The sequence below is a fragment of the Mesorhizobium sp. P2_D5 genome (assembly GCF_056404355.1).
In genome coordinates this window covers 216,025-234,967 of record NZ_JBFUEE010000005.1, presented here as the reverse complement: position 1 = coordinate 234,967, position 18,943 = coordinate 216,025, and the positions used below count along the sequence as shown (strand labels likewise).

Genomic DNA, 18,943 nt, shown 5'->3' with positions numbered 1-18,943 from the left:
ACTGTCCGTGCAGGTGTCCGCTACGAGCGAACCTCGCCAACGGTCTGAGCGGAACGCTGCCCCCTTTCCTCCTGCGGCGCGGCAGTCTTCACACCGAAGATGATGAAGCTGATGACGGCAAGGGCTAGAACGCCGATCCCGCTATAGAGCATGACCCAGCCAAAACCGTTGACCAGGGCTGCATGCGCGATGGCGCCGGATGGGTCGAGGGCCGTGAGCTTGGGCGAGTGCTGTGTCAGGCCGTCGAGGTTTCCGGTGGCGATCTTTTCCGCCAGCGTGCGCAATTCGCCGGGGTCGAAGGCCGTGCCAAATGCGTTCCGCAGATAAGAAACGATCCCCTGCGTCAACAGCAGGCCCAGCACCGCGATGTTGATGGCGAGCGTGATCAGGCGTGCGCTGATATCGATTCCCGAGGCCATGCCGGCACGATCCGGCGATACCGATCCGGTCGTGGTGTTGGTGGTCGGTGAATTGGTCAGGCCGATGCCAACGCCGGCGATCAGCGTACCGGGCAGCATCGTCACCCAATTGGCTCCCTCGAGCCCGGAGCCTATCCTCATCGAGATAAAACCGATCCCCAATGTCAACAGCCCGAGCGGGATCGCAATGCGGGCCTGATAGCGCGCGCGCAGGCGCTCGGCGGTCGAGGACATCAGCATCAGGGGAAGCGTGTAGACGAGCAGCAACAGGCCGGTCGTGGTGCTGTCATAGCCCAGAACGCCAGAAAAATAGATCGGCAGATAGATGATGAACGGCCAGTAGCTGAAATTCATGCCGATGCCGCCCATGATCGCGCCTGAAAATTGGCGGATGCGGAAGACGGAGAAGTCGAACATCGGATAGGGATTGACCCTTTCGGCAACAAGAAACCCGATGAAGGCCGCTATCGCCGCGACGATCACGCCGACACGGGCGCCGGACCCGAGATCGGCGCCTTGCGTGATCAGATAGGAAAAGCCGAACACCGCCAGCGAAAGCGTCAGGATGCCGGCCCGATCGAGCTTCTGGGCGTTGTGATCGCGTGATTCCGTGACACCGGCGACGATGAAGACCAGGGCGAGGATCGCGAGCGGCACATGGATGAGGAACACCCATTGCCAGCTCGAGAATGCGACGATCAATCCACCAATGGCGGGACCGAGACCCAACCCGATGCCCGAGACGACGCTCCAGGCAACGAAGGCCTTGCCACGTTCACCACCATCCTGAAATTGGTGCGACAGCACGGCCACGCTGCAGGTGAACATCGCTCCTCCGGCGAGCCCCTGCAAAAAACGCGCAATGATCAGGATTGGCGCGCTCGGTGCGAGGCCGCACAGCAGGGAGGCAAAGCCGAATGCGATGGTGGTGGTCACCATCACCCGTTTGCGGCCAAACCGGTCCGCCAGTGTCCCCGTCGCCATCAGCACCGTGGTGCAGGCGATGGTGTAGGCATTCATGATCCACTGCAGATCCTTGAAATCGGCGGCGAGCACGCTTTCCAGTTTCGGCAGGATCACCGGTACGCTCGAGATTTCGAGGCCGAACAGCAGCGAGGCAAGACAAGCGCCCGCAAGCGCAACGGTGTTTCGGTCGATTTGAAGCATAACAATCCCTTTCCATCGGAGCATTCGCAGGTGAGCCAAGGGCGGATGCTTTCAAACTGCGATGGAGGTGACATAGACGACGCTTGACCATAAAAAAAAACTATGCATCTCTATTTCAGAGATGACAAAAAGGAATGATCGAGATGGCAAGCCTTGATGTCGACGCCGTGCGGACCTTCGTCATGGTGGCCGATCTGCAGAGCTTCACCCGTGCGGCTGCCGCGCTGGGTAGCACCCAGGCGACGATCAGCGTCAAACTGCGCCGGCTCGAAGAAAAGCTCGGCGCGCGTCTGATCGAACGAACCCCGCGCCGCGTGCGGCTGTCGGCAAGGGGAGCGGTTTTTCTCCCGGCAGCTCGCGAATTCCTTGCCGCCCATGAACGTGCCATGGCGGAGTTTTCAGAGGCGCCGTGTCGCCTTGCTCTCGGCTTTGTCGACCACGTCGCGGGGCCCGAGCTTTCCATATTGATAGCCCAGCTTCATGCCCATGATCCGTCGCTTGCCCTCAACATCAGGATCGATACCAGCTCTTTGCTGCAGGAGGCTTTCGATAGGGGCGAACTCGATGCGGTGATCGTGCACCAGGAAGACGACAGTCGCCGGGGCGAAGCCTTGTCGCGCACCCATTATGGCTGGTTCGCGGCCCCTGCCTTCGAATGGCGGCCCGGGACGCCCTTGCGCCTCGCTCTTCTAAGCACCGTATGCAACTGCCCGGACCGGCTGAGAGCAGTCGAGGCGCTGGATAGAGCAGGCATTGCCTGGAGCGAGGCTTTCGTCGGCGGCGGCGGCGCGGCAGTCAACATCGCGGTATCGGCCGGCTTCGTCGTTTGCGCCCTCGCCCAACGTGTCGCTCCCCCTGGCTTGATCGAGGTGGGTCGCAAGCTCGGCCTGCCGCCGATTCCCTCTTCCGATATCGTCTTGCATTCGCGCGCCTTGGCGCCGCGGGCAAGAGAGGCGCTGCATATGCTCGCCACCGCTTTTCGCGAGTATGATTTGCCGGCGGGATAGGCAAGGATGTTCCCGATCGCGATTCTGTTGGTATGGATCGGGTTCCAGATTTCACGGGGATCGAAATGACCGAGATCACTATCCGCCCGCTTGCGCAGTTCGACCATGCCGACTGGCGGCGCCTGTGGACCGACTATCTGACCTTCTACGAGACCAAGCTGCCGGAAGAGGTCTACGCCGTTACCTGGAAGCGGTTGTTCACGGCAGGCGAGTTCGAACCGAAGGGTTTCATCGCCACGCTCGACGGCAAGGCTGTCGGCCTCACCCACTATCTCTACCACCGCTCCTGCTGGGCGGAGCAGAACAACTGCTATCTGCAGGACCTGTTCGCCGATCCGGACGTGCGCGGCAAGGGCATTGGTGCTGAGCTGATCAAGGCGGTGAAGCTGGAAGCCGCAAAAATCGGCGTCAAGAATGTCTACTGGATGACGCACGAGACCAACGCCACCGCGCGCAAGCTCTACGACTATGTGGCGCGCCGGACCGGCTTCATCGAGTATGATCTGCTGTAGATAGACGATGTTCATCCCTTTCTTCCTCGAACTGAAGGCAGCGCGTGTTCCCGTCTCGCTACGGGAATATCTGTCGCTGCTGGAGGGACTGGAAGCCGGGTTGGTCGACTACGACGTCGAGGGTTTCTACTATCTGGCCCGCACCGCGCTGGTGAAGGACGAACGCCACATCGACCGCTTCGACCAGGTGTTTGCCCATGTCTTCAAGGGCGTTGAGGCGCTGGGTGGGCCGGACGCTGTCGATGTCGCCAACATTCCCGAGGAATGGCTGCGCCGGCTCGCAGAGAAGCACATGACCGACGAAGAGAAAAAACTGGTCGAGGCGCTCGGCGGTTTCGAAAAGCTGATGGAGACCTTGAAACAGCGGCTGGAGGAGCAGAAAGGCCGCCACCAGGGCGGTTCGAAATGGATTGGCACCGGCGGCACCTCGCCCTTCGGCGCATATGGCTACAATCCCGAAGGCGTGCGCATCGGCCAGCACGAAAGCCGCAACCGCCGCGCCGTCAAAGTCTGGGACAGACGCGAGTTCAGGAATTTCGACGATGCCGTCGAACTCGGCACCCGCAACATCAAGATCGCGCTGAAGCGCCTGCGCCGCTGGGTGCGCGAGGGTGCCGAGGAAGAGTTCGACCTGCCGGGCACCATTCACGCCACCGCTGAACACGGCTATCTCGACGTACAAACGCGGCCCGAACGGCGCAACGCGGTGAAGCTCTTGATGTTCTTCGATGTCGGCGGCTCGATGGACGACCACATCAAGAGCGTCGAAGAGCTGTTTTCGGCCGCCCGCGCCGAATTCCGCCAGCTCGAATATTTTTATTTCCACAACTGCCTCTATGAGGGCGTGTGGAAGGACAATCGCCGCCGTCATGCCGAGACGATCCCGACCTTCGACCTGATCCATAAATATGGGCCGGACTACAAGGTGATCGTCGTTGGCGACGCCTCGATGAGCCCTTACGAGATCGCCCTACCCGGCGGCTCGGTGGAACACTGGAACCCGGAGGCCGGGACCGTCTGGCTCGGCCGCCTGTTGCAGCAATGGCCCAACGCGGTATGGCTGAACCCCGAGAACGAGAAGAACTGGGGCTATACCCATTCGATTGCCATGATCCGCGACGTCTTCGGCGGCCGCATGTTCCCGCTGACGCTGGCCGGGCTCGAAGGCGCGACCAGGCAGCTTTCAAGGAAGCATTGAACAGACAGGAAAAACGATGACCTGCTTTCTCTGCCTGCAATGCGGCGTCCAGTTCGCGGCAACGAAGGCACCGCCGAACCGCTGCCCGATCTGCGAGGACGAGCGGCAATATGTGCGCTGGGAAGGCCAGGCCTGGATCACACCGGAAGAGCTCGCCGACGGAAACCGGGTCGTGGTCAAGGACGATGCCGGCGTTCTCGCCTTCGGCATCGAGCCGCGCTTCGCCATCGGCCAGCGCGCGTTGCTGGCGCAGACGCCGCACGGCAATGTGCTGTGGGACTGCATCTCGATGGTCAGCGACGAGGCGGTGGCCGAGATCAACCGCCGTGGCGGCCTGACAGCGATAGCCATCTCGCACTGCCACTATTATTCGGTGATGGTCGAGTGGAGCGAGGCTTTTGGCGGTGTGCCGATCTTTCTCCACGCCGATGACCGCCAATGGATCATGCGGCCGCACAAGGCGATCGTCAGTTGGGAGGGCGAGACGTTGCCTATCAACCCTTCGCTGACACTTGTCCGCTGCGGTGGCCACTTTGCCGGCGGCCAGGTGCTCCATTGGGAACGCGATGGCGGCAACGCCCTGCTGTCCGGCGACATATTGCAGGTAACGCCGACGCGCCGCCATGTCAGCTTCATGTACAGCTATCCCAACTATATCCCGCTCAACGCAGCCGCCGTCCGCCGCATCGCGAAGGCATTGGAGCCCTTCCAGTTCAACCACATCTACGGCGCATGGTGGAACCAGAATGTGATTGGGGACGCAAAAGCGGCATTCGATATATCGGTCGCGCGCTATCTTGCAGCCATCGCGTGAAGGCACGATCGAAAATGCGGGCAAACCTCGTAACAAATGCCTATCTTGGTGCGAATATGAGGTTGCAATCAACAACGAGCCGGCAAGGCTGAGGAGATCAAATGGACACCCACACCTACCCCGTCACCCGCACCGACGCCGAATGGCGCGCCCGGCTGACGCCGGAGCAATATGCCGTCATGCGCGGCCATGGCACCGAGCGGCCGGGAAGCTGCGCTTTGCTCTACGAGAAGCGCGCCGGCACGTTTTCCTGCGTCGGCTGCGACCAGCCGCTGTTCGAATCCAAGCTGAAGTTCGAGAGTGGCACCGGCTGGCCGAGCTTCAACGACCCGGTGCCGGGCTCGGTCGAGAACACCGTCGACCGCAGCTATGGCATGGTCCGCACCGAATGCCATTGCGCCCGCTGCGGCAGCCATCTCGGCCATGTCTTCGAGGACGGCCCGCCGCCGACCGGCCTGCGCTATTGCATCAACGGCGTGGCGCTGAAATTCGAGCCGACGGCCTAACCCGATCGTCGGATGAATCGAAAGGGCGGCTGCGGCCGCCCTTTTTCATTGCGCGATAGGTGCCCCGTATCCGCACTGTCAGACCACGACCGACAGGATCAGCCACAATGTGGCGCCGAGCGTCATCAGCGAGGCCTTGGCGCCGGTGGCCTTTTCCGTGGTTCGCCATACGGCAAAGGTCAGGAAGATGTTGTAGGGCACCGGCGCGAAATGCACCGCCAGAACCAGCGCGAGCGGCAGCTTCAGTCCGAGCAGGATGAGCGCGGCCACCGAAGATACGACATTGATCGCCGTGCCGACAAGGACGAGGTCGCGCCAGAACAGCCGATCGAGCGGCACCAGGCCTTGCCAGCGTGCGCGGAAGAAGCCCCGGCTGGCCGTGTCGTTCTCGTCTTCGGGGAGCTTTGAAACATTCATCGGCGCAACCCTCGCTTCGGCGTCGGCAGGAACGTCAAACGCAACAAACTGTCAACACCAGGCGACGATGGACATCGTGACCTGACCGGATGTCATCACACGGTCGTGAAACCTTTCTACGCCGCTTCTTTTCGATATACTTTTGCCAAGCGGCGACGTCCCGACGGAATTTGCCGCTCAATCATCCAGTCGCCTGCCAGGGAGGTCTTGAGATGAGCGACAATTTCTACAACGTGCTGTTTCTCTGCAACGCCAATTCGGCACGATCCATCATGGGGGAAGCCATCCTCAACCGGATCGGCGCCGGCAGGTTCAGGGCCTTTTCCGCCGGCTCTCAGCCGAAGGGCACGGTCAATCCCTACGCACTTCAACTGCTCGAAACCCTCAGCTTCGACACCGGCTTCGCCCGCTCGAAAAGCTGGGACGAATTCGCCGCGCCCGACGCACCGGAAATGAACTTCGTCTTCACCGTCTGCGACAGCACTGCGAACGAAGCCTGTCCCATATGGCCCGGCCATCCGATGACGGCACTTTGGGCGATACCGGACCCGGCCAAGGCCCACGGCACCGACGCCGAGGGCACCTCGCCTTCGCCGATGCCTTTCGCATGCTCAGCAATCGCATCTCGCTGTTCGTCAATCTGCCGGTGGGCACGCTCGACCATATGACCCTGCAGCACCATCTGGACGAGATCGGCCGCGATACGGCGAAGGCGAGCTGATCGCAAAAGCCCCGTCTCGCTCATCGGTCGGCGAACGCGAGCTCACGCTCCGACTTCGTCCGCCAGAACCTCGGTGACCGCGCGCTCGATGCGCGAGGCCTCCGTCACCAACCAGTCGGCCATCGCCGGCCAGTTGTCCTCGGCAAAGCAATTCACCCGCCACATCGAATTGATGCCGAGCCCCTGGCAACTCTGTTCGGGCCTGAGCTTCAACTTGCCTTCGATCGCCGGCTGGAACGGCTTCAACCGCGCCCACGCTCCCGTGGCACCGAACTTCTCGTTGCGCCCAAAGAAGACGCCGACATGGTTCTGCGCCGGCGCGACATACATGGAAAGGACTAATGCGAAGTCGGGCAGCCCGCGCTGCCAGAACCAGGGTCCGCGCCTCGCCAACAGAGCCTTTTCCTCCGGATGCCGTTCCTCGAACAGCGTCCAGAAACCGCGCTGGCGGAATTCAGAGGCGCGGCGGGCGCCGAAGTCGAATTCGCTCATGGTTCGAACCGTATCTCCGGCAACCGCATGGGGCGCCGGGCCGGTTAGTCTTACACCATGCCGAGCGCGGCCTTGTACAGGTCGAGGATGGTTTCCTCCTCCTGCCGCTCTGCCTGGTCCTTCTTGCGCAGCCGGATGATCGTCCGCATCGCCTTGGTGTCGAAGCCGGTCCCCTTGGCTTCGGCGAACACTTCCTTGATGTCGTCAGAAATGGTCTTCTTCTCTTCCTCGAGCCGCTCTATGCGCTCGATGAAGGCACGCAGCTGGCCGGCGGCAACAGTCTGGCTGGTCTCGGTGATATCGTCGGCCATGTTTTCTCCACATCGTTTCTGCGCCGCGACTCGGGGGACTACGGCGGCAAATTTGAGCCGGTTCGATGCCCGACCGGCGGCGGCGGGTCAAGCTGTTATCGAACAAGCCACAGGGGCATGATCCCGAAAAGTGGGTACCGGTTTTCCCTGGAGTTCATGCCCCAACACAGAGATGGAGCCCCAACCCGATTCCATCGGGATGGAACACGCTCCAGGCTGCCGACAGACGCCGACAGCCTGCCCGTTCTTTGCCAGCTCTCAATTGAAGGCGATCAGCAGATCCTTGGCATCGATCTGGTCGCCGGCCTTGACCAGCACCTCGGCGACCGTGCCGTCGCGCTCGGCGTGCAACGCCGTCTCCATCTTCATCGCCTCGATGGAAAGCAGCACGTCACCGGCCTTCACGGCCTGGCCAGCGGCAACCGAAAGCGCCGAGACGACGCCAGGCATCGGCGCGCCGACATGCGCCTCGTTGCCCGGCTCGGCCTTGCGGCGGGCCTTGGCGGCGGACGCGCCATGCGCCCTGTCGGGCACCTTCACGCGGCGCGGCTGGCCGTTGAGCTCGAAGAACACGGTGACCATGCCCTTGTCGTCGACATCGCCGATGGCCAGACAGCGCACCACGAGCGTCTTGCCCTTCTCGATGTCGACGAAGATCTCGTCCTCTGGCTTCATGCCGTAGAAATAGGTCGGCGTCGGCAGGACGCTGACCGGCCCGTAGGTCTCCTGCGCGCCGGCGAAGTCGGAAAACACCTTCGGATACATCAGCCACGAGGCAAATTCGAACTCCGAAAGCTTGCGTTCGAGCTTCTCCTCGATCTCCTTGCGGCTGGCCTTGAGATCGGCCGGCTTGAGCAGCGAGCCCGGCCGCACCGTGATCGGCTTGTCGCCCTTCAGCGCCTTCTTCTGCAGTGCTGCCGGCCAACCGCCGGGCGACTGGCCGAGATCGCCGCGCAGCATCGAGACGACCGAATCCGGAAAGGCGATATCCCTGGCCGGGTTTTCGACATCGGCGACGGTCAGGTCCTGGCTGACCATCATCAATGCCATGTCGCCGACGACCTTGGACGACGGTGTCACCTTGACGATGTCGCCGAACATCAGGTTGACGTCGTGATAGGTCTGCGCCACCTCGTGCCAGCGTGTCTCGAGCCCGAGCGAGCGCGCCTGTTCCTTGAGATTGGTGAACTGGCCGCCCGGCATTTCATGCAGGTAGACTTCCGAGGCCGGTCCCTTGAGGTCGCTTTCGAAGGCGGCGTACTGGTTGCGCACCGCCTCCCAGTAGAACGAGATCTTGCGGATCCATTGCGGATCGAGGCCCGGGTCGCGCTCGGTGCCCTTTAGCGCCTCGACGATCGAGCCAAGGCAAGGCTGCGATGTATTCCCGGAGAAGGCATCCATCGCCGCGTCGATGGCATCGACGCCGCTCTCCACCGCAGCCAGCACCGTCGCCGCCGACAGACCCGACGTGTCGTGGGTGTGGAAATGGATCGGCAGGTCGGTCGCCTCGCGTAGCGCCTTGAACAGCACGCGTGCGGCGGAAGGCTTCAACAGGCCGGCCATGTCCTTGACGGCGATAATGTGGGCGCCGGCCGCCTGCAATTCGCCGGCCAGGCCGACATAGTATTTGAGATCGTATTTGGCTCGCGCCGGGTCGAGTATGTCGCCGGTGTAACACATCGCCGCTTCGATCAGCTTGCCTTCGGCGCCGACCGCGTCCATGGCGACGCGCATGTTCTCGACCCAGTTCAGGCAGTCGAACACGCGGAACAAGTCGATGCCGCCGCTGGCCGCCTGCTTGACGAAATGCTGCACGACATTGTCGGGATAATTGGTGTAGCCGACGCCATTGGCGCCGCGCAGTAACATCTGCAGCAACAGATTGGGCGCTGCCTCGCGCACCAGCGACAGCCGCTCCCATGGATCTTCGGTGAGGAAGCGCATGGCGACGTCGAAGGTGGCACCGCCCCAGCATTCGAGCGAAAAAAGCTGCGGCAGGGCGCGCGCATAGGTGCCGGCGATGCCGGCGATGTCATGCGTGCGCACACGGGTGGCTAGCAGCGACTGATGGCCGTCGCGCATCGTCGTGTCGGTAACCAGCACCTCCTTTTGCGCGCGCATCCAGGCGGCGAATTTCTCCGATCCGAGCACGTCCAGCTTCTGCTTGCTGCCGCCCGGCACATTGCCGTTGAGGTAAGGCACTATGGGTGCGGCCGCGTCGGCCTTCGGCTGTGGCCGGCCCCGCGCCTCGGGATGACCGTTGACCGACACGTCGGCCAGATAGTTGATGAGCTTGGTGGCGCGGTCCTGGCGCTTCACCTGCTGGAACAGTTCCGGCGTCGTGTCGATGAACTTGGTCGTGTAGGAATTGTCGGCGAAGCTCGGGTGGTTGATGATCGCTTCGAGGAAGGTGAGGTTGGTGGCGACGCCGCGGATGCGGAACTCGCGCAAGGCCCGGTTCATGCGGGCGATGGTCTCGGCCGGCGTCGGCGCCCAGGCCGTCACCTTCTCCAGCAGCGGATCGTAGAACCGGGTGATGACCGCGCCGGAATAGGCGGTGCCGCCGTCGAGGCGGATGCCGAAGCCGGTGGCACCACGATAGGCGGTGATGCGGCCGTAGTCGGGAATGAAATTGTGCTCGGGGTCTTCGGTGGTGATGCGGCACTGCAAGGCATGGCCGTTCAGCCGGATGTCCTTCTGCGCCGGCACGCCCGATTCCGGCGTGCCGATGGCGAAGCCGTCGAGGATGTGGAGCTGCGCCTTGACGATGTCGATGCCGGTCACCTGCTCGGTGACGGTGTGCTCGACCTGGATGCGCGGATTGACCTCGATGAAGTAGAACTTGGCGGTGTCGGCATCCTGCAGGAACTCGACCGTGCCGGCACCGATATAGCTGGTCTCGCGCGCAATCTTCAGCGCGTAGCCGCAAAGCTCCTCGCGTTGCGACATTTCGAGATAGGGCGCCGGCGCCCGCTCGACGACCTTCTGGTTGCGGCGCTGGATCGAGCAGTCGCGCTCGAACAGGTGCACGGCATTGCCATGCGTGTCGCCCAGCACCTGCACCTCGACATGGCGGGCGCGTTCGATCAGCTTTTCGAGATAGACCTCGTCCTTGCCGAAGGCGGCTTTCGCCTCGCGTTTGCCTTCCATGACCTCGCGCGCAAGATCGGCCTCGGAGCGGATGGCGCGCATGCCGCGCCCACCGCCGCCCCACGATGCCTTCAGCATCACCGGATAGCCAATCTCCTTGGCCAGTGTCTTGACCGCCTCAATGTCGTCCGGCAACGGATCGGTGGCGGGGATCACAGGCACGCCGACCTCGATCGACAGATTGCGCGCGGCAACCTTGTTGCCGAGCCGGCGCATCGTGTCCGGCTTCGGGCCGATGAAGGTGATGCCGGCGACCGCGCAGGCTTCGGCGAATTCGGGACTTTCCGACAAAAGCCCGTAGCCGGGATGGATGGCATCGGCGCCCGAAAGCCTGGCGACGCGGATCACCTCCTCGATCGACAGGTAGCTTTCGATCGGTCCCATGTCGCGGGTCAGGTGCGGTCCGCGCCCGACCTGGTAGCTCTCGTCGGCCTTGAAGCGATGCAGCGAGTACTTGTCCTCCTCGGCCCAGATCGCCACGGTTTTGAGACCAAGTTCGTTGGCCGCGCGAAAGACGCGAATGGCGATTTCGGATCGGTTGGCGACGAGGATCTTCGTAATGGCCAAGGACGAACTCCGGACATTGTCGGGGACGAAACTGGCGTCATGATTAGCGCGAAAATGCTGCAGTGCAAACAAAATTGACGCTGAATTAAATCGATTGAAACGGAATCTTTGCGCCAAAGTCGGTCGCATTCGGTCGAACGCGCAAGAAAGCCCCGGTGCTGCCACTCAAGGCTTGATCTTTTTCCGGCTAAAGGCCGGCTTTATCGTTTGCCGGATCGTCCGGAAGGGAGCGGGGGCTCAAACGAAAAATGCCCGGCGCAAAGCGCCGGGCATTCTGTAGAGATCGAGGCCGACAGGCTTACATCTTCTGGATGTAGGTGTACTTGCCGTCGTCGCCCTTCTTCCATTCGTACATGACGTAGCCGGGCAGCGTCGGGTCGCCCTTGGCGTCATAGGACAAGTCGCCGAGCACGGTCTTGAACGGGCCATTCGCATGCAGCGCCTTGGCAACTTCCTGCGGGTCGTTCGACTTGGCGGCTGCTGCCGCTTCCGAAAGCGCCTGCACGGCAGCGTATGCGTAGAGCGTGTAGGCTTCCGGCTCGAAGCCCTGCGCACGGAACTTCTCGACTAGTTCCTTGTTCGCGGGGATCAGGCGCGGATCCGGGCCGAAGGTGTTGAGCGTGCCCGCAACCGCGTCGCCCGCGATCGAAGCCAGCTCGTTCGACACGATGCCGTCACCGGAAACCAGCGTCGCCTTGAGGCCCTGGTCGGCCGCCTGGCGGATGATCAGGCCGGCTTCGGTGTGCAGACCGCCCCAATAGATGATGGAGACGCCGGCTTCCTTCATCTTGGCGATCAGTGCCGAGAAGTCCTTGTCGCCGACGTTGATGCCTTCATACATGACTTCCGTCACGCCCTTGGCGTTCATCGCCTTCTTGGTTTCGTCGGCAAGGCCCTGACCGTAGGTGGTCTTGTCGTGCACGACGGCGATCTTGGCGTCCTTGAAGTTCGCGGCGAGATAAGCGCCGGCAATGCTACCCTGCTGGTCATCGCGTCCGCAGGTGCGGAACACGTTCCACAGGCCGCGCTCAGTGAACTGCGGGTTGGTTGCAGCCGGAGTGATCTCGACGATGTTGTTTTCCGCATAGACTTCGGATGCCGGGATCGAGACGCCCGAGTTGAAGTGGCCGACCACGAACTTGACGCCGTCGCCGACGAACTTGTTGGCGACCGAGATGCCCTGTTTCGGATCGGAGACGTCGTCGCCAACCTCGAGCTTGATCTGCTCGCCATTGATGCCGCCCTTGGCATTGATGTCGGCGACAGCCGCTTCCGCACCCTTCTGAAGCTGTGCGCCGAAGGCTGCGTTCGGACCGGTGATCGGACCGGCAACGCCGATCAGTACATCAGCCCACGCGCTGCCGCCGAACGCGACGAGCGCGGTCAGGGCGACGGCGGACAAAAGTGATTTTTTCATTTAAACGCTCCCATTTACGGAGTGGGCGTGGATGAAGCTTTCATGCGATGCCCACCCTTATCGCAGAAAGCATAGTTTGCCGATTTTCAGGCACTTGTCACGCCGATTCATCCCCGAAGCGGCGTTAATGATGAACCTCAGCCTTTCGGCTTCCAGCTCAAGATTGAAGCTCTTTCGTAGAGCCAATTATACTGCGTCACCATCTGGTTTGTTCGTGTGTATTGATAGCCGACGAAGCCAAGGATCATCAGCACGATGGTGTCGACGATATAGTAGTGCAGCGAGAACATCGTGCCGCCGAACAACGCGTGATGGATGAAGCGGATGCCGATGCCGAGGCCCAGCATATAGACGAACAGATGGATGAAGCTGCGCCATGTCTGGGCGCTGGCCTTGCCCGTCATCCAGGCCGCCCAGCCGCCGAGCAGGCAGGTGACGAAGAAGAACTGCCAGATTGACGGCTCCTCATAAAGAATGCCCTGCATGGTGAAGTCTCCCTAGCATGATCCCGAAAAGTTGCAGACTTTTCGGACAAGGATCATGCGACAAACAAACAACTTGGAGCGGAATATCGGATGCACACGTTCCGCTCCAAACTCAGTGGTGTCCGCCTTCGAGATAGGCAGCGCGCACTTCCGGATTGGCGAGCAGTTCCTTGCCGGTGCCGCTCATCGTCACATTGCCGTTGACCATGACGTAGCCGCGCGTGGCGAGCTTGAGCGCGCCGAAGGCGTTCTGCTCGACCAGGAACACGGTCAGCCCCTGGGTGCGGTTCAGTTCGCGGATTGCGTCGAAGATCTGCTTGACGATCAGCGGCGCCAGACCCAGCGACGGTTCGTCGAGCAACAACAACTTCGGCCGCGCCATCAGCGCACGTCCGATCGACAGCATCTGCTGCTCGCCGCCCGACAGCGTGCCGCCGCGCTGGGCGATGCGCTCCTTGAGCCGCGGGAACAGCGTGAACACCTTCTCGACGTCCTCGTCATAGTGCTTGAGGTTGTCAAGGCTGGCGCCCATTTGCAGGTTTTCCATCACCGTCATGCGCGGGAAGATGCGCCGGCCTTCGGGCGATTGGGCGATGCGCATGCGCGCGATCTCGTGCGTCGGCATCTGGGTGATGTCGGTGCCGGCAAAGGTGATGGTGCCGGCCCGCGCACGAGGCGCGCCGAAGATGGTCATCATCAGCGTCGACTTGCCGGCGCCGTTGGCGCCGATCAGCGCCACGATCTCACCCTGGTTGACGGTGACATCGACCCCGTTCAGCGCCCGGATGTTGCCGTAGTAGGTCTGCACGCCCTTGATATCGAGCAGCGTTTTTCCGGCCATCACTTGCCCCCTCCGCGCTTGCCCGCCGCAGGCTTGGCGGCCGCGGTCTTTCCGGAAGCCGCGCTTGCGGTCTTCCCGGAAGCATGGCTGGTCGCCACCTTGCCCGCGTCGACGCGGCGCGAGAATTCCGTGTCCTTGCCCTGGCCGAGCAGCTTGGCCTGCTTGACCCATTCCTCACGCGCGATGCGACCATCGAAGGCAAGATAGGCTTCGGCGGCCTCGACGTCGGCCTTCTTCCAGGCGCCGATCTGGTCGAAGTGGAAGATACCGTGCTCGTTGAGCTTCTTCTCGTTGACCGTGCCGATGCCCTTGATGCGGGTCAGATTGTCGGCCTTGCCGCCGCGCGGTGCCGCCAGCCGGTTGGAGATTTCCCCAACCTTCGCCGCACGAGCCTTCGCCGCTGGCGTCTTGGCCGCCGGCTTTGCCGGTGCGGGCGCCGCGGTCGACTTCACTGCCGCCCCAGTTGCCGCCTTTGATGCTGATTTCGGAACAGGCTTTGCCTTCGGAGCAGGCTTCGCCGCCGGTACGGCGGCCAGCGAGGCCCCCTTGTTTGCCGCTGCGAGCGATCTTGCGTCGACCTGCGCCGCCTTGGAGGCGCCTTTCGACACGGTGACCCGCTCGCCCTCGCTATGGCCGACCGTGTCGGTCACCGGCCCGGCGAGATACGAGGACGATGTCCCCGGACCGTGCGCGGCATCAGGTCCCGTATCGAGCTGTTCGATGACGTCTTCGTCGCCGACTTCGGTGAGAACCGCCTCGACCTCCTCGTCGTCGACGCCGAGATAGGCGGCGATGACGCGCGGATCGGTACGCACCGATTGCGGATTGCCGTCCGAGATCTTGCGGCCATATTCCAGCACCACGACGTGGTCGGATATCTGCATGACCACCGACATGTCATGCTCGATCAAAAGGATCGATGTGCCTGATGTGTTCTTGATGTCGATCAGCAGTTCGTTGAGCGAGGCCGATTCCTTCGGATTGAGGCCGGCCGCCGGCTCGTCCAGGCACAGAAGCTCCGGACCCGTGCACATGGCGCGGGCGATCTCGAGGCGCCGCTGCGCACCGTATGGCAGGTCGCCGGCCGGATCGTCGGCGCGGTCGACGAGATCGGCCTTCTCCAGCCAGTGCCTGGCAAGCTCGACCGATTCGGCCGAGGCCTTGCGATAGCCGCTGAAGCCGAACAGGCCAAGCACCGTATAGCCCGAGGCCTTCATCAGCTTGTTGTGCTGGGCAACCAAAAGGTTCTCCAGCAGCGTCATGCCCGAGAACAGGCGGATGTTCTGGAAGGTGCGCGCCACCTTGGCGCGCGCCGGGATCTCATGGTTGGGCAGACGTTCGAGCAAATAGCTTGAGCCGTCGTTCCGGTTGAGCGTGATCATGCCCTCCGACGGCTTGTAGAAGCCGGTGATGCAGTTAAACACGGTTGTCTTGCCGGCACCATTGGGTCCGATCAGCGCGGTGATCTCGCCACGCTTGGCGGTGAAGGACAGGTCGCCGATGGCGACCAGGCCGCCGAACTTCATCGACAGATGCTCGACCTGCAGGATGGCTTCGTTCATGGGTGTGCTCGCATTCATCAGCCGTGGCCCTCCTTGGTGAAGGAACTGGAGACAGCCCTTCGTTCCTTGAGGAAGGCGGTCGGCTCGCGACTGCCGACGAAGCCACGCGGCTTCCACAGCATGACGATGACCATGGCCATGCCGAACAGAAGCATGCGGTAGAGTTCGGGGGTGAAGTCCGGCCCGAAGATCTGCTTGAGGAAGTCGAGTTCGCGCAGCGCCTCGGTGCCGCCGATCATCACCATTGCGGCAACCGCTATGCCGACCAGCGAGCCCATGCCGCCGAGCACGACGATGGCCAGGATGATGGCCGATTCCAGGAAGACGAAGGATTCCGGGCTGACGAAGCCTTGCCGCGCGGCGAAGAACGAGCCGGCGAAGCCGCCGAACATGGCCCCGGTGGCAAAGGCCGTAAGCTTGGTCGTCGTCGTGTTGATGCCCAGGGACCGGCAGGCGATCTCGTCCTCGCGCAGCGCTTCCCAGGCACGGCCGACCGGTAGGCGGCGCAGCCTGATGGTGACGAAGGCGGTGAGCAGGCACAGGCCCAGGATCAGATAATAAAGGAAGATCTTATAGTAGGCACCTGACTGAGCGATGTGCAGCACCTTGGCTATGTAGTTCGAATCCGACACGTTGAAGGACATCAGGCCGAAGAAGCTGACCTTGGGAATGCCGGAAATGCCGGCCGACCCGTTGGTGACCTCACGCCAGTTGATCAGCACCAGGCGGATGATCTCGCCGAAGGCCAGCGTCACGATAGCCAGATAGTCGCCACGCAGGCGCAGCACCGGGAAGCCGAGCAGCACGCCCCAGAGGGCGGCCATGGCGCCAGCGGCTGGCAGCAGGATCCAGAACGACAGGCCGTATTCGGTGGCGAGCAGCGCATACGCATAGGCGCCAAGTGCATAAAAGGCGACGTAACCGAGGTCGAGCAGGCCGGCGAGGCCGACAACGATGTTCAGGCCCCAGGCCAGCATCACATAGATCAGGATCTGGATGCCGAAATTATCGACCCATTTCAGCGAGCCCTGCAGCCCTCCGACAATCGACCACGCGTTCAGCGACAAAACCGTGACCACGAGGATCGGGTACAGCACAAGCGCGGCAATGCCGAGCTTGGTGAAGTTGGCGTGGATGAAGGCCCTGAAATAGTAGATCACGCTGGCCAGCACATAGATGATCGCCAGGGCGCGCAGGAATTGCAGATAGCCGGCCGGTTCTGCTCCGACCCATCCGGCGAGCGAGTTGTTAAAAACGAACAGCAACACCGCCGCGATGACGGCCGCGATGAACCACGGCACCTGGAAGAAGCGCGACGCCACGCTGCCCGGCAACAGGCCGGTGGCGACGTCGGCGATCTTCTGGTTGGCCATGAAGGGCTGGCCATAGGCGACATAGAGGAAGCGTCCGACAGCCGTGGCGACCACCACGCCGGCAAGCAAGCCCCAGCGCGTGGTGACGACCAGTTCATTGGAGATGTTCTGGCCGGTCTTCAGGCCAATGAACAGCACGAACAGGCCGAGCGAAATGGCGCCGGCATAGAAGCCTTCCTTAAGGCCGCGTTGGACAGGGCTGGCGACGACGTCGCTTTCCGGAGATACGGTAACCGCCATGATCTCAGACCTTTTCGACTTCTGGCCGGCCCAGAATGCCGGAAGGCAGGAAGATCAGCACGATCGCCAGGATCGAGAACGCGGCGACGTCCTTGTAGTCGATCGAGAAATACGCCGACCACATGCTTTCGATGAAGCCGATCATCAGCCCGCCGAGCACCGCGCCCGGCAGCGAACCGATGCCGCCCAGCACCGCCGCCGTGAACGCTTTGACACCCGGCGTGAAGCCGTCCGAGAAGGCAATGACGCCGTAGTACATCAGGAACAAGGTGCCAGCGACTGCGGCGAGCGCCGCACCCATGATGAAGGTGATCGAGATCGTGCGGTCGACGTCGATGCCGAGCAGTGCGGCCATCTTGCGGTCCTGCTCGCACGCTCTTTGCGCTCGACCCAGCGATGTCCTGTTGACCAGGTACCAGAACAGCGCCAGGAGCGCCGCCGTGACGAGCACGATGATGATCTGCTTCAGCGACACGCTGATGCCGTTGATGTTGTAGACCTGGCTGACCATCGGCGGGATCGGCTTGTTGCGCGGTCCTTGCGTCACCTGGACGAAGTTCGACAGCGCGATCGACATGCCGATTGCGGTGATCAGCGGCGCCAGCCGGAACGAACCGCGCAGCGGCCGGTAGGCCACCTTCTCGATCGTCCAGTTGTAGAGGCTGGTGAGCAGCATCGCCACGATCATCATGACCAGCAGCGCGATGACGACGGGCACCGAATAGAACAGTGCACCGAGGACGAGGAAGACGATCAGCGCCGTGAAGGCGCCCACCATGAAGATGTCGCCATGGGCGAAGTTGATCATGCCGATGATGCCGTAGACCATCGTGTAGCCGATCGCGATCAGCCCATAGATCGATCCCAGCGTCAGCCCGTTGATAAGCTGCTGGACAAAGTACTGCATGTGTACGTGGCTCCCCTGGAATGTCGCCCATGCAGACGCATTCCTTTTCGTATTTCCCCTAGTCGTAAAGTTTCGAGCCCGGATTGCAACGTCATTTTTCAACCGTCATGCGTGTTTTGCCGGCACGCCGTTCGATTGCCCGTTTTTCCCATCCGGCCCCTTGGACTATCGCGGACCCTACCATTGGCATAACGCAATGTCTTTGACGATTCGACCACATCATGCGCCCCATTTCGAAGAAATCACCGTCAAAACTAGGTGATGAGAGGAATCGTTGCGTTCCTGACACGATCCGTTTTTCGTTCCGTTGCTTTCCCCTGGGTCAGGATTCCCCTTAGCTGACCACAAAACTATGCGCGAACCGGATCGTGGTCGTCGATGAAGCTGGTGTTCATCCGGTCATCGGCGACCGGCTGCCGATCGAGGCAACGATGGGCGCCTCGGGACTCAGTAGGCGGATCCGCCATTCTCGCTCAGGACATGCCGCTCGGTGCCATCAAGCGGAGGATTGAAGACGCTGACCAGGATCATGTCGCCGGCGGCATCGGCACGCAGATAATGATCGTCATGTTCATCGAGCACATAGATCGTGCCTGGCTCGATACGATGCACTCCACCGGACATGTCTTCGACCTCGCCGGCGCCGGCGATGCAGTAGCAGGCCTCGAAATGCCGTCGATAGTGGAGGCGCGATTCGCTGCCTGCACGCACAACGGTATGGCAGACGGTGAACCCCATGCCGTCCTTTTGTGTCAGCAGGCGGTGGCTGGTGCCATTGCCCCAATCCACGAAGAAGTCAGATTTTTCTACATCAGCCAATTGTCTGGTGAACATGAT

Annotated in this window: 17 protein-coding genes and 1 pseudogene; 6 read left to right on the top strand and 12 right to left on the bottom strand. The window is 62.0% G+C overall.

Features of this window, described 5'->3' with window-relative positions; all coding sequences use genetic code 11:
• Positions 1-20: 20 nt before the first annotated feature.
• On the bottom strand, positions 21-1,586 hold the full coding sequence (locus tag AC1DYW_RS22455) for an MFS transporter (protein WP_477227668.1): 1,566 nt from the start codon (positions 1,584-1,586) through the stop codon (positions 21-23).
• 143 nt (positions 1,587-1,729) lie between these two features.
• Between AC1DYW_RS22455 and AC1DYW_RS22450 the strand changes: the two genes are divergently transcribed.
• From AC1DYW_RS22450 to msrB, 5 genes are all read left to right on the top strand, one after another.
• A complete protein-coding gene (locus AC1DYW_RS22450; protein ID WP_095084433.1) occupies positions 1,730-2,593 on the top strand; it encodes a LysR family transcriptional regulator in 864 nt (287 codons plus the stop codon).
• Between the two features lie 65 nt (positions 2,594-2,658).
• Positions 2,659-3,105: a GNAT family N-acetyltransferase gene (locus AC1DYW_RS22445; protein ID WP_457152458.1), complete on the top strand. Its 447-nt coding sequence runs from the start codon at positions 2,659-2,661 to the stop codon at positions 3,103-3,105.
• A gap of 7 nt (positions 3,106-3,112) precedes the next feature.
• Positions 3,113-4,303: a vWA domain-containing protein gene (locus AC1DYW_RS22440; RefSeq protein WP_477227667.1), complete on the top strand. Its 1,191-nt coding sequence runs from the start codon at positions 3,113-3,115 to the stop codon at positions 4,301-4,303.
• Positions 4,304-4,319: 16 nt separating this feature from the next.
• Positions 4,320-5,117, top strand: a complete 798-nt coding sequence (locus tag AC1DYW_RS22435; RefSeq protein WP_477227666.1) for an MBL fold metallo-hydrolase — start codon at positions 4,320-4,322, stop codon at positions 5,115-5,117.
• 101 nt (positions 5,118-5,218) lie between these two features.
• On the top strand, positions 5,219-5,623 hold the full coding sequence (gene msrB / locus AC1DYW_RS22430) for a peptide-methionine (R)-S-oxide reductase MsrB (protein ID WP_023688927.1): 405 nt from the start codon (positions 5,219-5,221) through the stop codon (positions 5,621-5,623).
• 78 nt (positions 5,624-5,701) lie between these two features.
• Here msrB and AC1DYW_RS22425 read toward each other — a convergent pair whose 3' ends face one another.
• Positions 5,702-6,040, bottom strand: coding sequence for a hypothetical protein (locus AC1DYW_RS22425; protein ID WP_457152461.1), 339 nt, complete (start codon positions 6,038-6,040; stop codon positions 5,702-5,704).
• A 212-nt stretch (positions 6,041-6,252) separates the two neighbouring features.
• On the opposite strand from AC1DYW_RS22425, the pseudogene AC1DYW_RS22420 reads away from it, so the two are divergent.
• Positions 6,253-6,761: pseudogene (locus AC1DYW_RS22420) on the top strand (arsenate reductase ArsC).
• A gap of 42 nt (positions 6,762-6,803) precedes the next feature.
• Here the strand turns inward: AC1DYW_RS22420 and AC1DYW_RS22415 are convergent.
• The 10 genes from AC1DYW_RS22415 to AC1DYW_RS22370 all read right to left on the bottom strand — a co-directional run bounded on the left by AC1DYW_RS22415 (position 6,804) and on the right by AC1DYW_RS22370 (position 18,940).
• On the bottom strand, positions 6,804-7,253 hold the full coding sequence (locus tag AC1DYW_RS22415) for a hypothetical protein (RefSeq protein ID WP_095084218.1): 450 nt from the start codon (positions 7,251-7,253) through the stop codon (positions 6,804-6,806).
• Between the two features lie 50 nt (positions 7,254-7,303).
• Positions 7,304-7,564 carry a DUF2312 domain-containing protein gene (locus AC1DYW_RS22410; RefSeq protein ID WP_027027312.1) on the bottom strand — a complete coding sequence of 87 codons (261 nt, stop codon included), beginning with the start codon at positions 7,562-7,564 and terminating at the stop codon, positions 7,304-7,306.
• A 258-nt stretch (positions 7,565-7,822) separates the two neighbouring features.
• A complete protein-coding gene (gene pyc, locus AC1DYW_RS22405; protein ID WP_477227665.1) occupies positions 7,823-11,281 on the bottom strand; it encodes a pyruvate carboxylase in 3,459 nt (1,152 codons plus the stop codon).
• A 298-nt stretch (positions 11,282-11,579) separates the two neighbouring features.
• Positions 11,580-12,698, bottom strand: coding sequence for a branched-chain amino acid ABC transporter substrate-binding protein (locus tag AC1DYW_RS22400; RefSeq protein WP_095084216.1), 1,119 nt, complete (start codon positions 12,696-12,698; stop codon positions 11,580-11,582).
• 137 nt (positions 12,699-12,835) lie between these two features.
• Positions 12,836-13,183, bottom strand: a complete 348-nt coding sequence (locus AC1DYW_RS22395; RefSeq protein WP_095084215.1) for a DUF6867 family protein — start codon at positions 13,181-13,183, stop codon at positions 12,836-12,838.
• Positions 13,184-13,295: 112 nt separating this feature from the next.
• Positions 13,296-14,024, bottom strand: a complete 729-nt coding sequence (locus tag AC1DYW_RS22390; protein ID WP_477227836.1) for an ABC transporter ATP-binding protein — start codon at positions 14,022-14,024, stop codon at positions 13,296-13,298.
• Complete coding sequence (locus AC1DYW_RS22385) at positions 14,024-15,604, bottom strand: ATP-binding cassette domain-containing protein (protein ID WP_477227664.1); 1,581 nt, start codon at positions 15,602-15,604, stop codon at positions 14,024-14,026. The genes AC1DYW_RS22390 and AC1DYW_RS22385 overlap by 1 nt, the downstream gene beginning before the upstream one ends.
• The gene (livM, locus tag AC1DYW_RS22380; protein ID WP_457154768.1) at positions 15,604-17,199 is read right to left on the bottom strand and encodes a high-affinity branched-chain amino acid ABC transporter permease LivM; all 1,596 of its coding nucleotides are present in this window, start codon (positions 17,197-17,199) and stop codon (positions 15,604-15,606) included. Before livM ends, AC1DYW_RS22385 begins: the two co-directional genes overlap by 1 nt.
• A 4-nt stretch (positions 17,200-17,203) precedes the next feature.
• Positions 17,204-18,106, bottom strand: coding sequence for a branched-chain amino acid ABC transporter permease (locus AC1DYW_RS22375; RefSeq protein WP_095084211.1), 903 nt, complete (start codon positions 18,104-18,106; stop codon positions 17,204-17,206).
• A 447-nt stretch (positions 18,107-18,553) separates the two neighbouring features.
• Positions 18,554-18,940, bottom strand: coding sequence for an ectoine synthase (locus AC1DYW_RS22370; RefSeq protein WP_095084210.1), 387 nt, complete (start codon positions 18,938-18,940; stop codon positions 18,554-18,556).
• Positions 18,941-18,943 lie beyond the last annotated feature (3 nt).